The organism is uncultured Aquimarina sp. (assembly GCF_947492965.1).
Classification (GTDB): domain Bacteria; phylum Bacteroidota; class Bacteroidia; order Flavobacteriales; family Flavobacteriaceae; genus Aquimarina.
Genome location: NZ_CANLOZ010000001.1, coordinates 79,086 through 94,009 on the forward strand (window position 1 = coordinate 79,086; position 14,924 = coordinate 94,009).

Sequence of the window (14,924 nt, forward strand, 5' to 3'; positions counted from 1 at the left end):
CATATGCATCAAACTCTGGATCAAATCTGATATATCTTGCCATTATTCAAATTCGAATGTTATAAAAAGAATTAAAAAATATATCCTGCACCTAGTAGTGACATTAATACCAATGATGATTTTTTCACAAGAGATAATACATAAAAATAACAAGATATTACCGGGCAATCTAAAGAATGAAATTCTTAAGGCGCTTTCGTATTATCCAGAGTTAAAAGAAGTAGCTATAGAGTTTAAAATACAGCCATCTCTTAATAAATCATTTATGAAGGCTCAACCAAAGTTGAGTTCATTTTTTCGATCTAAAAAAAACAGAAAATATGTAATATTAATTAGTAATTCATTTAGCCTGGATGAATTGGTATTAAAAATCGAAGATATTCCTTCTGAGGTTTTGATTGGTTGGTTTGGTCACGAACTAGGACATATAATTGATTATCAACAGAGAAGTTCAATAAACTTAGTGTGGTACGGCATTAGATATTTGTTGTCTCAAAATTACATACGAGAGGCTGAAAAAGCAGCTGATGTATATGCTTTAACTCATAATATGCAGCATTACATCCTACAGACCAAAAGATTTATTCTAGATAATGCAAGTTTACCCCAGAAATATAAAGATAGAATAAGAAGATTGTATTTATCACCAGATGAAATTCTTTTGTTGACTAAGGAGTTTGAGCAAAACTAATAGCGTTTACGCATCATCAAGGAATTTACTAACATGGAATCAATACTTAAAAAATCAGAAACATACATTTTTAAGCTCTTTAAAAAGGAGCTTTCACCTAGTTATTTGTATCATAATTATTTGCATACAAAAAGAGTAGTTACAGCTGCTTTAGAAATATTGGAGCATAGCGATATTAAAGAAGAGTTGCACGAAATTGTATTGATTTCTGCTTGGTTTCATGATGCGGGCTATATAAAAGGTTCCAAAAATCACGAAGAAAGAAGTGCTGATTTAGCTAGAGACTTTTTGGAAAAGGAACAAATAAGTTCAGAAAAGATCACTTTGATTACTGACTGCATTCTGGCAACAAGAATTGATCAACCACCTATCAACGAGTGTGAAGAGATTTTAAAAGATGCAGATACTTCTCATTTAGCCAAGAAATATTTTGATAAGGTTAGTAATTTATTGCTTCAGGAATTAAAATTAGAAGGTACTTGTGAATATAGTATCGAAGAATGGAGAGAAGAAAATATAAAGTTATTTACACAAGAGCATCGATATTATACAAAATATGCAGTAGAGCATTGGGAACCAGAGAAACACAAGAACTTATTATCAATTCTGAAGAAGAAAAAAAAGAGAATTAGAAAAAGAAATAAAGAAAAGCTAAAAGCAAAATTAAAAGTTAAATATAAAAATGAAAGCCCTGAAAGAGGCATTCAAACACTATATAGAGTTACCCTTAGAAATCATATAAAGTTAAGTGATATAGCAGATACAAAAGCAAATATTCTTCTTTCTGTAAATGCGATTATTATTTCTCTTGCGTTGGCAAACTTGATTCCTAAGCTAGATGCACCATCTAACCGACATTTAATGATTCCTAGTCTTATACTAATCTTGTTTAGTGTGGCATCCATTATTCTTTCTATAAGATCAACACAACCTAAAGTAACAGGAGGCGAGTTCACAAAAGAACAAGTGAAAAATAGAAAAGTGAACCTTTTGTTTTTTGGGAATTTTTTCAAAATGCCATATGACCGCTACCAAGAAGCTATTGATGAAGTGATTAATGATAAAAAATATGTCTATAAAATGCTCACAAAAGATCTCTATCTATTGGGGATTGTTTTAAAAAAGAAATACAGACTACTGAAGGTAACTTATATAGTATTTACAATCGGAATCATTCTTTCTGTTATCGCATTTATTGTGGCTTTTGCTGATATGAGTTTTGCGGAGCAGGTTGCTAAACCAATAATAACAAAATAGAAGTTTATGGAAATTGTAGGATCATTAATTAAAGGAGCCATTGATTTAAAAGGAGCATTATCAAATGAACCTAATCACATAGAATCCCAGAAAAAAGTACTCATCGATTTATTACGTAAGGCAGAAAAAACAGAATTTGGAGAAAAGTATGATTTTAATTCTCTAGCTAAATCAGAAGAGGTTCAGAAAGATTTTGCGAAAAGAGTTCCTTATAGTGATTATCATCAAATACATCATGATTTTTGGAAAAGAGTGGTAGAAGGAGAAGAGAATGTGACATGGCCAGGAAATCCAGATTATTTCGCATTAAGCTCTGGAACTACCGGTAAAAAAAGTAAGCGAATTCCTGTAACCGAAGATATGATTACTGCAATTCGTAAAGCAGGAATTAAGCAGGTAGAAGCACTTGCAAATTTTGATTTACCACCCGCTTTTTTTGAGAAAGAAATCTTGATGTTAGGAAGTTCCACAGATTTAAAACAGAAAGATGGTCATTTAGAAGGAGAAATTAGTGGAATTAGTGCTAGTAATATTCCTTTCTGGTTCGAAGGGTATTATAAACCAGGAAAAGAAATTGCTAGAATCGATGACTGGGACCAAAGAGTAAAACATATTGTCAAGCATGCAAAAGAATGGGATATAGGAGCACTAAGTGGAATCCCTTCATGGATGGAGTTATTATTGCAGGAAATTATAAGGTATTACAGGCTTAATAACATACACCAAATATGGCCAAATTTACAGGTGTATACTTCTGGAGGAGTAGCTTTTGGACCCTATGAAAAAAGCTTTAATAAATTACTTGCACAACCCATCACTGTTATTGACACTTATTTGGCTTCTGAAGGATTTATAGCCTATCAAGAGAGACCGGAAACGGATGCCATGAAGTTAATTACTGATAATGGTATTTATTTCGAATTTGTGCCGTTTAAACCCGAATATATCAATCCAGATGGATCCCTTAAACAGAATGCACCTTCCATCACAATTAATGAAGTGGAAACAGATCAAGATTATGTGTTAATCATTAGTACGGTTTCTGGAGCATGGAGATATATCATCGGCGATACTATTGAGTTTACAGATATTGATAGAGCTGAAATAAGAATCACAGGAAGAACTAAGTTTTTCTTAAATGTCGTGGGGTCTCAGTTATCAGTCAACAAAATGAATACAGCACTTCGGGAACTAGAAGAAAAATTTAATACAGAAATACCCGAATTTACTCTATCCGCAAAAAGAATTGATGGCGAATTTTATCACTGTTGGTATTTAGGTATAGAGACAGAGATTAATGATCAAGAGTTGGCCGAAGCTTTAGACCAATCTTTAAAAAATAGCAACAAAAACTATAAAGTTGCTAGAAGTAAATCTCTCAAAGGAGTCAAAGTTACAACAGTTCCTGTATCCATTTTCTCAGAATGGAGCGGAACTCAAAAGAAAAAAGGGGGACAGGTAAAAATGGAAAGAGTCATGTCTGAAGAGAAATTTTTGGAATGGGAATCCTTTGTCTCAGAAAAAATATCAAAATAGAAATCGTTTTATGAATTTTAAAAATACATGTTATAGTCTTATTCTTTTCATTGTCTGCAGTTGTGCAACATATGAGCCTAAATATCGAGAACCTTTCGATGAATCTGGGGTTTTAGTTGCTGAAAAAACAGTAGACAAAACTTTTTATTTAATAGGTGATGCAGGATATGCTAAGCCCAATCAAAGTACCTTAGGATTAACAGCCTTAAAAAAATACATAGAGGAGCATCCGCAAGAGGGAGATTACACAATTTTTTTAGGAGACAATATTTATCCAGAAGGAATGCCTGATAAAGAAAGCAAGAAAAGAAAGTTAGCAGAGCATAGACTGGACGCACAGATTGAAGCGGTAAAGGATTTCGGTGGTAAAGTATATTTTATCCCAGGGAATCATGATTGGTACAACAAAGGGCTTAAAGGATTAAAACGAGAAGAAGATTATATAGAGGATCAATTAGATGATAATAAACTTTTTAAACCAAAGACAGGATGTGCATTAGAAAGTATTGAGATTAGTGAAAATGTACAATTGATATTATTTGATTCGCAATGGTTTTTAGAAGATTGGGACAAACATCCTACTATAAATGATAACTGCCCGGAAATTAAGACCAGAGAAGCATTGTTCTTGGAAATAGAAAGTGAATTCAAAAAAAATCAGAACAAAACTATTCTGTTTGCCCTACATCATCCTCTTTACACAAATGGAGTCCATGGAGGTAATTTCGCTTTAGAAAAACATCTATTTCCTTCACAAAAGAAAATACCTTTACCAGGATTAGCATCTTTATCATTGTTGATTAGAACCAGTGGAGGTGTTTCTAGTCAGGATAATTTAAATAAGCAATATAAACAACTGGTTAATCGATTAGAGACTTTAGCAAATGCAACGACTGCGGGAAATATCATATTTGCATCAGGTCATGAACATTCCTTGCAATATATAGAAGAAGGTAGTATAAAACAGATCGTATCAGGATCTGGATCTAAAAATTCATATGCAACACTTAGAAACAATGGATTGTTTGCCTATGGAGCGCAAGGTTTTGCCAAGCTAAATATATACACGGATGGTTCATCAGAAGTGTCATTTTTTGTGAATAAAGATGGGAAACCAGAATTAGTATATACCAAAGAAATATTTCCTGCCAATAAAAAGTTCGATACTTCTTCTCTTAAACCAATTACAAATAATAAAATAAAAGCGTCAGTTTATAATCTGGAAGGGACTAGGCGCACCGAATTTTATAAAGGAATATGGGGAGATCATTATAGAAAATTATATGGGACTAAAATCGAAACACCCGTTGTCCAATTAGACACTCTTTATGGAGGTCTTACAGTAGTTAGAAGAGGTGGAGGTCATCAAACACGATCCTTACGATTGGTGGATAAGCAGGGTAGAGAATATAATATGCGAGCACTTAGAAAAAGTAGTGTGTTGTTTCTACAGTCTACTTTATTTAAAGATAACTACGTAGGTAATTCTCTAAAAAACACGGTTTCAGAAGACATTTTGCAAGATTTCTACACGGCTGCACATCCATTTGCCTTTCTGGCAATTCCAAAATTAGCAGATGCGGTAGGTGTTTTTCACACGAATCCAAAGCTTTATTATATACCCAAACAGGAAGCTTTAAAAGACTATAACAAGAGTTATGGAGACGAATTATATATGATAGAAGAACGTCCTGAAGAGGGTCATAAAGATTTGAAATCTTTTGGAGAACCTGATGATATAGAAAGTACAAATGACCTTTTCGAAAGATTGCGTAGAGATGAAAAATACAAACTCGATGAATCTGCTTACATAAGAGCGCGATTATTTGATATGTTGATAGGAGATTGGGATAGACATGAGGATCAATGGAGATGGTCAGAATACAAACTAGAAAATGGGAATAGACTTTTTAAACCGATCCCTAGAGATCGAGATCAGGTGTTTTCTAATTTCGACGGAGCTTTTTTAGGAACACTTCGTGGTTTACTTGGCTTTGCAAACCAATTTCAGGTGTATGGCGATGATATCAAAGATGAAAAGTGGATGAATATATCCGCTCTTAGAATGGATAGGTCTCTATTGAACAATAGTAGTAAAGACAATTGGGTTCAACAAGCAACATACATAAAGAACAATTTAAGTGATCAAGATATAGAGGAAGCTTTTACTCACCTTCCTATTGAAGTGCAAAATGAAACAACGACTGACATCGTCACTAAATTAAAAGGACGTAGAGATAACTTGGTAAATATAGCAGAGCGCTACTATGAGTACTTGGCAAAATTAGCAATAGTTACAGGAACGGATAAAGATGATTATATAGAAATAGAAAGGCTCCCTAAGGGTAAAACTAAAATTACCATTTCTAGAATCAAGGATGGTGAAAAAGCAGATATTGTTAATGAGAAAATATACAGTAAAGAGTATACGAAGGAAATATGGATTTATGGTTTGGATGATGATGATGTTTTTGAGGTATCAGGAAAACCAGAAAACCCTATTAAAATTAGAATAATAGGAGGTCAAAATAATGATATATATAATATCAAGAAAGGAAGAAAAATTACGGTATATGATCATAAAACAAAACCAAATACAGTTAAGAAAAAAGGCGGTGCATCTTTTAGGTTTACCGATAATTATGAAGTAAATCATTTCAATAAGGATCAACGGATTTTTAATAGTAATTCAATCGTTCCAACTGTTGGATTTAATCCGGATGATGGAGTCAGATTAGGATTATCAAATACATACACTTCTAACGGTTTTTTTAGAAATCCGTTTACACGTCAGCATCAAATAAGACTTGGGTATTATTTTGCGACACAAAGTTTCGATATTGAATATACTGGAGAATTTGCTGGGCTTTTAGGAGATTATAATGTAGAAATCTCGGGATTGTATTCCAACCCGAATTTTGCTGTCAACTTTTTTGGATTTGGTAATGATAGTCAAAATAATCAGGACGAATTAGATTTCAATTATAATCGTGTTCGATTAAGTCGATACGGAGGCCATATTGGTGTAGTAAAACTAGGAAGATTCGGAAGTTATTTTAATCATCGTATTTCTATAGAAGGTGTTGAGGCCGAACAGACTCCTGACCGATTTATTTCTGAGTCCATTTTTACCGAAGGGAATAGCCGAGTTTTTGATCGGTTATGGTTTGCAGGAGCAGAGACTACATATCGATATGAAAGTTACGATGTGGATGTGAATCCTACTCAGGGAATGAAGTTTGAAGTGAAGGCAGGTGGTAAATTAAATTTAGAAGATTCTGAGAGAGCATACGGTTATATCAAACCTTATTTAGGGTTCTACAATTCAATAATTAGAAACAGGAAACTAGTACTTAAAACTGCAGTTTTAGGACATTTTAATATTGGACGAAATTATGAGTTCTATCAATCTGCTCAGATTGGTGGAGAAAATCTACTAAGAGGATATCGAAATCAACGTTTTTCTGGTCAGAGTGCTCTAGCAGGAAATGTAGACCTAAGGTACAGTTTCGATCAATTTAAGACGCGTCTTCTTCCATTACAAATTGGAGTATTCGTAGGAACTGGAACGGGTAGAGTGTGGTTAGAAGGTGCAGATATCACAAATACCTGGCATAGTGATTTTGGAGGTGGATTTTGGTTGAATAGTACAGATGCTATTCAGGGTACTCTAAATTTATTTACAGGTGAAGATGGGTTGAGGTTTTCATTTGGATTCTCATTTAATTTTTAAACAAAAAAACAAATCATATGATAGTTAGAACATTTACATTAATTCTATTAACTGTTTTTTGTACAGTAAATAGTTATTCGCAAAAGGATTCACCCTACGAAACCGACTTATGGGTTGATGGAGCTTGGACAACCTTAGGTGTGGCAGGATCCGTATACGGTTTTACGCTATTGGTTAATAAGGAAGGGATTAATGAGCAAGAGCTTAATGATCTTAGTAGAGATGATATACCTTCTTTTGATAGATGGGCAGCTGGCAATTATTCTGAAAGTATAAATAAAGTAAGTGATATTCCTTTCTATACATCTTTTGCTACTCCATTTTTATTCTTGTTAAATGGAGATACTAGAGGACATGCAGGTCAATTATCAATTATGCTTGTAGAAAGTATGGCTACTACGGGAGCACTTTTTACAATAACTGCAGGTTTAGTAAATAGGCCTAGACCTTTAGTGTATTCTGAAGAAGCTCCTTTATCCGAACGATTATCAAAAGACTCTCAGAGATCCTTTTATAGTGGTCATGCTGCTGCATCAGCAACAGCAACGTTCTTTGCGGCGAAGGTTTTTAGTGATTTTTTTCCCGATTCTAAAGCAAAACCTTTTGTATGGGCTGGCGCTGCAATTATTCCTGCCGCAGTAGGATACTTTAGAATCCAATCTGGGAAACATTTTCTTTCAGATGTAATTCTAGGGTACACAATTGGTGCATTAACGGGAGTGTTAGTTCCAGAATTACATAAAAAAAAGAATAGAAACCTAAAGATAATACCAAGCATAGGCTTTAGAGAACAAAATCTACGTATCTCGTATCGATTCTAGAACTATTGTTTAATACTAAACTTTTAAAAATTTATGCATAGACTTTATATCCTTTTCTTTTTATGTTCATTTACGATGTATGGCCAACTTTCTGATTTGGCTAGGATAGAATACACCTATTTTCCGCAAAGAGATAGTGATAATTCTTTTAGAAGATTCAGGACATTTATAAAGTATCCTATCAAATTAAATGATAAGGGTAGCTACCTGATTCCTGGAATAGAATACAGAAATTTTAACTTTAGGTATCGTGATGAAGTGAATTTTGATAAAACAGATTTGGAACGATTCAGCTCGTTTGAAGCAAGTTTAGGATATACTTTTAAATTAAAAAATGATTGGAGATTTGCTGCACAATTGGGAGGAATTGTAGCGTCGAATTTTGAAAATGGAGAAATTGACAAGGATGATATCTTATTTACCGGATCAGTTTTTTTCATAAAAGACCATACAAAAAAAGAGATCCCAAAACCTTGGAGGCTTATTTTAGGGATCCGTTATTCTACCACAGCAGGAAGACCATTTCCACTACCTTTTATTAACTATTATAGAGAATTTAAACCTGATTGGTCTTTTGTTTTGGGAGTTCCTAAGTCTAATATCAAATATCGATTTAAGAAAAAGAATGCTGTTCAGGCTTTCGCTACCTTGGATGGATTTTTTGCCAATATTCAAAACAATAGAAACTTTAATGATAGTATTACTGCAGAAGAAAAAGTTGCTCATAATATATCAATGACAATTGTATTAGCAGGCTTAGGTTATGAACGATTTATTACTAAAAACCTTGTTTTTTATACGTATGGAGGATTTACAATTTTAAATGATATTAGGCTTAGAAATGACGATCAAGAAAATGTATTAACCTTAAACGATCAAAACAGTTTCTATATCCGTGGAGGTTTAAAATTGAAACTCTAAAAATTGTATTACAATAGTGGATTAAAAAATCTAGCAATACCTTCTAATAATTTCATTTTTAGAGGCCTGTTCTTAAAGCATTCATAGTCCAATTGAGTGCTCGTATCACAATCTTCAATAAAATGCTTAGTTAGTTCTCTCGAAACGTTTTCATCATAAATTAGCACATTGGTTTCAAAATTATGTTCAAAACTTCTATGGTCAAAGTTTCCTGATCCTACCGAGGCAATTTTATCATCTATAATAATTAATTTGCTGTGCAAGAAGTCTTCTTTTTGTTGATATACTTCAATCCCAAGGAAAAGCAATTCTTCTAAGAAAGAAAGTACACTGTATTTAGCTAACCAGGAATCTGATTTTCTAGGAATTAATAATTTAATCTTTACACCACTTAATGCTGCTATTCTCAGAGATTCCAGCATGGCACTATTAGGTATAAAGTATGGATTAGAAATATGGATGTACTCTTCGGCTAGGTTGATCATTGTGATATACTGCTGCATTATAGATGGATGATCAGAGTCTGGACCACTAGAGACTATCTGGACAGGCACATCATCTACCATTTTTATTTTTGGAAGATAATAATCTGTTAAAAGCAATTCTTTATCACTGGCGAAGTAATAGTCTTTTATAAAAACTCGATGTAAATGATCAACTGCGGGTCCGTTAAGACATAAATGAGTATCATCCCAAATGCCCAAATCGGATTCAGGATTGATATATTTATCAGAAATATTTACACCTCCAGTAAATCCTATTTCACCATCAATGATTAGTATTTTTCGATGGTTTCTATAGTTTAAAGTGAATAAAAAGCTACCGTAATGCAATGGCATTATAGGGAATATTTTTACACCTACGTTTTTAAACTTCGAAATAGTACTTTTTTTCAGAGAATAGCTGCCAATGGCATCATATAATATGCGGACTTCTACATTTTCTTGTATTTTTTCTTTTACTACTTGATATAACTTTTCTACTAATTCGCCCTCTTCTAAGATGTAATATTGTAGATGAATAAATTTTTTCGCTTTTTCTAGTGCTGTAAAAATGGTATCAAATGTCGTTTTTCCATCTTGTAGTATGTTAATTTCATTTCCAGAAAGTGTAGTGAAGCCCGAGCTTTTTTTCATCAATTGCGATAGTTTGAAGCATATTTTATCGTCGAATTGGCTTTGGTATTCTTTTATAAGTTCTTGATTAAAACTTTCGTTATAAAGACGTCTTCGTACTGTTTGTTTTAGTTTGAAAAATTTAAATTTTCTTCTGTTGATTCCAAAAATGATATAAAGAATGATACCAATAAATGGAAAAAGTAAAATAATGAGTAGCCAACTTAAGGATTTTGTAGGTCTCGATCCATACAATATGATATGTAGTGTAGCAAAAAAATTTAGGAGTCCATAAAGACATAGAATATATATCATATTTAATATGTGATCTTGTTGAAAAGCCTCTATACTAATATTAACTTCAAAAATTGAAATTAGTAAAATAAATGTTCAAAAGATAATTTCTTTTTTTAGACTTTAAAAAAGCGAAGAAGGTTCTGGTTTTTAGGAATCTTGTAGTAACAAAATTTATCCCAGTTTTATCTATAATATATATATTGAGTTATTAATTGAGATGAATTCAAAGAATGGATATTCAGGAGTATGTTTTTTTGATTAAACTAGAGTTAGGTTAGCACTTTTATAAAGTAAATACACATAAATAAAAATAGCACTATAAAAAAGTTTATAGTGTACTTTACAATTTTTTTTAGTGGAATATTGTTCATGAGTGCGTTTTTAGAATTGGTTATTTTAAAAACAGGCAATTACCATACCCCTAGAATCACCTGTTTTTTTCTTTACAATTAATATTTAAATATTAATTGTCATCAGTAGCATCTTCCACAGCATCTCCAACTTCATCAGCTGCATCTTCTACTGCATCCGTGGTTTCTTCTACTGCATCTTCAATTTTTTCTCCAGTGGTTTTCTTTTCTCTACAACTAGTGAATCCTATAAGTAACAGGCACACTGTTGTTATGGTTATAAATGTTTTTTTCATCATATAATTATTTAAGGTTTGGATTGGTTAGGCTTTGAATCTTTTTCCAAATATTAAGGATACTAAAAAGAGTATTATAAATAGGAAAAATAATATCTTGGCGATACTAGCTGCTCCTGCAGCGATTCCTCCAAATCCAAATATTCCTGCAACTATTGCTAAAATGACAAAAATGACGGTCCAACGTAACATAATGTGTGTTTTTAATGATTTAACTTGCTCTGTAAAGAGTGGTTTGATTTTCAAACCTTAACTGCTGTAAAGGTCTTTAAATCAAGAGGAATTGTTTAACTGTATCACTTTAGATCTTAACTCCTTTACTTTTCGGTCATAGAATTTAAAAGACTTCGTTAAATTAGATTATCTTTATATTATACAACAAATCATCTAAGTGAAAAAAAAGATTTCAGTAAAGGATCAAAAGACTCAAAATATTGTCATAGACATGGCCAATGATTTGGGAGTGGACTATGAACAAATTAACAGAGAATATTGTATACGTATACCAGAAGAATTGGGCTCTGGGTACGTTCGATCTTTTGAATTTGATTTTGGAGTTGGAGTTGTAGAGACAGACTATTTATTAAAAAAAGAATTTCAATTTCATTTACAAAAGGGAGTAGTACACCCTTTAAAATTAATTTTTAATAGAGAATCTAGTATCTTTCATAAGTTTGAAGAAGAAGAGAAATTTCAGGAGATACGAAGGTTAGAAAACATTATTGTAGCGAGTACCCCTTCAAATAATCATATTTTTAAGGTGCCGTCGGGTAATCCAATTTGTATTTTTAGTTTAGAAATTAATAGAAAACTGTTTGAGGAAAAGATAGAATCGTTCCTTCCCGATATGCATGACGATCTCAGAATGCTATTTCGCGATGTGAATGGAATCAATACATTTTACAGTAAAAATAATTATAGTCTAGACATCTCGAAACTTATTTCAGAATTTACAGAATGCGAGCTTTCTGGTTTTATGCGACAGGTTTATTTAGAAGGGAAAGCATATGAAATATTAACATTACTCCTAAAACAGTATTTGGATGATTTAAAAGATCCAGATAAACGCCAAATAATTAGACAAGCTACTATCGAAGCTGTTGAAAATGCAGTAACAATTATTGAAGAAGAAATAGAAGGTATTGGCAATATCGTTAATCTTGCAAAAAGAGTTGGTCTTAATCAAAATACACTTCAGAGTGGTTTTAAAAAATTATATAACACATCGGTCAATGAGTTTATTAAAAACTTTAGGATAGAAAAAGCTAAAGATTTATTAGAAGAATCGGATCTTAATATAACCGAAATCACCTATAAAGTTGGTATTAATTCTAGAAGTTATTTTTCTAAATTATTTAAGAAGAAGTACGGTGTGACTCCAAAAAATTACTTAGATAAAGTGAGAGGTAATAAAGATGATTCTAAATCTGCATAAACTACTAATGTAGAGCAACTTTATTCAGTACATATAGCTTCCAATCCCTTGTTATAACTATTTTTCCTTATGCAAAACTGACCAATAGTGTTAGTATAAGTTTCAAAATTGTTAATCTGTTTAGGCTAAATCTAATTTCTTTGTACAAAAGCTAAATTACAAGTTAGATTGAGTCAAGAAATGCAGAGAATCGAAATACGAAGTATTGATGGTGCGGAAATTTTACAACAACTTAATGAATTCTTAGACGGTAATATTGTAGAACAATGGGGAGAGTATATTCTAGAATTTGACAATAGATTTGGAAAAGGATCTATAAGAAGTATCGCCTTTGATTGGGGAATTACTTTAGTGGATTACAACGTCAACTTTACCGAGGACACTAAGATTATCTTTAGTGTTGGCAATGCAAGCCCTATAGAGTTTATTTTTATATCCGAGGGTAGTTTAGAGTACCAGAACAGCTCCAGAGAAGGATCATATTCTTTCGAACGTTATCAAAACATTATCATTTCCAGTGAAAAGTTATCTAAAGAGACTTATATTTTTCCAAATAATACTAGTGTAAAAGTAAACTTCATTTACGTATTGCCTGGTAAGTTTATAAAGAAAAGAAATAACAACCTAACTTATTTGAGCAAAGGTTTACTTTCTTTATTCAATCAAGAAGAAAATGTTTTGCCGTATAAGCATTTTGGAAATTACAATTTGAAAATTGCGGATCAGATCAAGCAATTGCAGGAAAGTTACGATCATGGAATTGTAAGAACCCTTTCTATAGAGGGTCAGTTAAATTTGATCATGGCTATGCAAATGTTAGAACATTATAATTATGAAAATAATCTGGGACTTCCAGAATCATTGTCCAGATACGATATAAAAAGGATTCATAAATTATCGGGATATATTATGGATAACATTTCAGAACCGTTATCCGTTAGTGCGCTGGCTACACGAGCGGGAATGAGCCCTAAGAAATTACAATTGGGTTTTAAGGTATTGTACTCAAAATCTGTTAACGAGTATATAAGACAATTAAAGCTAGAAATTTCTAGAGATTATATCAAAAATACCAACGATTCTATATCAGAAATCGTTTATAAAATAGGCTTAAAAAGTAGAAGTTATTTTTCTAAAATCTTCTTTGAGCGCTATGGAATTCTACCAACAGAATACAGGAAAAAAGTAAGGAAAGAGTAATAGAAAGAGCTGTTTTTGGAATACTAATACAAATTCTAAATGCTAAAACCTATCTGCTAAAATGTAGTAATTATTACATTTTAAAGGATAGATATTGTCCAAATCTTAATAAATATGACCTTAACACAAAAGGAAAGAACACTAGTAAATCTAAAATTTAAAACTACGTTGCCAATCGAAGAGCTGGAAAAGATCTCTACGGAACGGAAACGCATTTTAAAAAAAACAAAGGGATTGATATCGTTTTTCTGCTATACAAATGATGAAACCAAAACCATTGGAGGTATTTTTATTTTTGAAAGTTTGATCCTTGCAAACCAATACGTCGGAAAATTCTTAACCGATGGCTTAGGCCCAAAATACGGAGTGATTCCCATGACACTGAAAATAGATATAGGTTCTATTAAAGAAGAAATAATTGGAGAAAATTTTGATATCGAAAATATTAGGGAATAGGAATGTCGTTGTAATAAACTGGGGCTAGCATAGATTCAAAAGAAATATCATTTTTAAAAAACTCTTTGGCAATTGGATGTGCTGTTAATTCAGATGATGTTGCATTGTCCAAAAGTTCGTTAGTTTCGTTAAGTGTTAATTTTGAATTTAACCATGCTTTGTAATCTTTGTTGGTAATAATAACTGGCATTGAATTACAAAGATTTTGGATGGCTTGCACAATTCCAGTAGCTTTTGAAGTTACTATACTGCAGGTTATAAACCCATCATCGAGCGTATTATAAATTCCTGCTACTAAAAATGGTTTTCTATTTTTTTGATAAACGTAATATGGGTAAAGATTTCCATTATGTAAATGATATATGTAAAAGCCTGTAATGATTATTACACAATGCCTTATATCAAAAGAATTTTTTATCACTAAATTCGTATGTAGTTCCTCTTTCTCTACATGAAGAGTGTTGTAAACTTTTTGAAAATCAGACCATTCATCTTGATAGTTACTTGGCAAAAGACCCCAAATACCAAAAGATATGCTGTTTAAGTTTTCTGAAGTAATAATGGATATTGTTGATTCACTAGTACCGTCAATCACGGATTTTTGGGTATAAAGTTTTGGAAACTTGTATTTAATTTTAAATTCAGTTTCTATAGTATCCTTATCTGCTATGTTTGCAATTTTTTTAAACATCTCTTCTTCTTACGATTGCAAGTAAAAAAAATATACAAGACAAAGTTATCTCGTATCATTTAATTAGTAACGCATTTAAATGCTTTTTAGAAATTATTAGTAGTCGTTTATTTTTTTATGCGATA

At 32.1% G+C, this 14,924-nt stretch carries 13 protein-coding genes; 9 read left to right on the forward strand and 4 right to left on the reverse strand.

What is annotated here, in order from left to right:
* Positions 1-112 precede the first annotated feature (112 nt).
* The 6 genes from Q1B37_RS00355 to Q1B37_RS00380 are packed head-to-tail and all read left to right on the forward strand — an operon-like array spanning position 113 to position 8,959.
* Positions 113-691 (forward strand): hypothetical protein, encoded by a 579-nt coding sequence (locus Q1B37_RS00355; protein WP_299894184.1) that lies wholly within the window; start codon positions 113-115, stop codon positions 689-691.
* 33 nt (positions 692-724) lie between these two features.
* Positions 725-1,948: a Pycsar system effector family protein gene (locus tag Q1B37_RS00360; RefSeq protein WP_299894186.1), complete on the forward strand. Its 1,224-nt coding sequence runs from the start codon at positions 725-727 to the stop codon at positions 1,946-1,948.
* A 6-nt stretch (positions 1,949-1,954) separates the two neighbouring features.
* The gene (locus Q1B37_RS00365; protein WP_299894188.1) at positions 1,955-3,484 is read left to right on the forward strand and encodes a GH3 auxin-responsive promoter family protein; all 1,530 of its coding nucleotides are present in this window, start codon (positions 1,955-1,957) and stop codon (positions 3,482-3,484) included.
* A gap of 10 nt (positions 3,485-3,494) precedes the next feature.
* Positions 3,495-7,217 carry a metallophosphoesterase gene (locus tag Q1B37_RS00370; protein ID WP_299894189.1) on the forward strand — a complete coding sequence of 1,241 codons (3,723 nt, stop codon included), beginning with the start codon at positions 3,495-3,497 and terminating at the stop codon, positions 7,215-7,217.
* Positions 7,218-7,234: 17 nt separating this feature from the next.
* Complete coding sequence (locus tag Q1B37_RS00375) at positions 7,235-8,038, forward strand: phosphatase PAP2 family protein (RefSeq protein ID WP_299894191.1); 804 nt, start codon at positions 7,235-7,237, stop codon at positions 8,036-8,038.
* A gap of 33 nt (positions 8,039-8,071) precedes the next feature.
* Positions 8,072-8,959 (forward strand): DUF6268 family outer membrane beta-barrel protein, encoded by an 888-nt coding sequence (locus tag Q1B37_RS00380; RefSeq protein ID WP_299894192.1) that lies wholly within the window; start codon positions 8,072-8,074, stop codon positions 8,957-8,959.
* An 8-nt stretch (positions 8,960-8,967) separates the two neighbouring features.
* Here the strand turns inward: Q1B37_RS00380 and cls are convergent, their stop codons facing one another.
* The 3 genes from cls to Q1B37_RS00395 form a co-directional block, all read right to left on the reverse strand.
* Positions 8,968-10,389: a cardiolipin synthase gene (cls, locus tag Q1B37_RS00385; protein WP_299894194.1), complete on the reverse strand. Its 1,422-nt coding sequence runs from the start codon at positions 10,387-10,389 to the stop codon at positions 8,968-8,970.
* Positions 10,390-10,834: 445 nt separating this feature from the next.
* The gene (locus Q1B37_RS00390) at positions 10,835-11,017 is read right to left on the reverse strand and encodes a hypothetical protein (RefSeq protein ID WP_299604604.1); all 183 of its coding nucleotides are present in this window, start codon (positions 11,015-11,017) and stop codon (positions 10,835-10,837) included.
* Positions 11,018-11,044: 27 nt separating this feature from the next.
* On the reverse strand, positions 11,045-11,209 hold the full coding sequence (locus Q1B37_RS00395; protein WP_299604601.1) for a DUF1328 family protein: 165 nt from the start codon (positions 11,207-11,209) through the stop codon (positions 11,045-11,047).
* A gap of 199 nt (positions 11,210-11,408) precedes the next feature.
* On the opposite strand from Q1B37_RS00395, the gene Q1B37_RS00400 reads away from it, so the two are divergent.
* The 3 genes from Q1B37_RS00400 (at position 11,409) to Q1B37_RS00410 (ending at position 14,108) form a co-directional block, all read left to right on the forward strand.
* Positions 11,409-12,452 carry a helix-turn-helix transcriptional regulator gene (locus tag Q1B37_RS00400; RefSeq protein ID WP_299604598.1) on the forward strand — a complete coding sequence of 348 codons (1,044 nt, stop codon included), beginning with the start codon at positions 11,409-11,411 and terminating at the stop codon, positions 12,450-12,452.
* 180 nt (positions 12,453-12,632) lie between these two features.
* Positions 12,633-13,652, forward strand: a complete 1,020-nt coding sequence (locus tag Q1B37_RS00405) for a helix-turn-helix domain-containing protein (protein ID WP_299894196.1) — start codon at positions 12,633-12,635, stop codon at positions 13,650-13,652.
* Between the two features lie 114 nt (positions 13,653-13,766).
* Positions 13,767-14,108, forward strand: coding sequence for a hypothetical protein (locus Q1B37_RS00410; protein ID WP_299894198.1), 342 nt, complete (start codon positions 13,767-13,769; stop codon positions 14,106-14,108).
* Here the strand turns inward: Q1B37_RS00410 and Q1B37_RS00415 are convergent.
* On the reverse strand, positions 14,098-14,799 hold the full coding sequence (locus Q1B37_RS00415; RefSeq protein ID WP_299894200.1) for an SOS response-associated peptidase family protein: 702 nt from the start codon (positions 14,797-14,799) through the stop codon (positions 14,098-14,100). The genes Q1B37_RS00410 and Q1B37_RS00415 overlap by 11 nt on opposite strands.
* Positions 14,800-14,924: the final 125 nt, after the last annotated feature.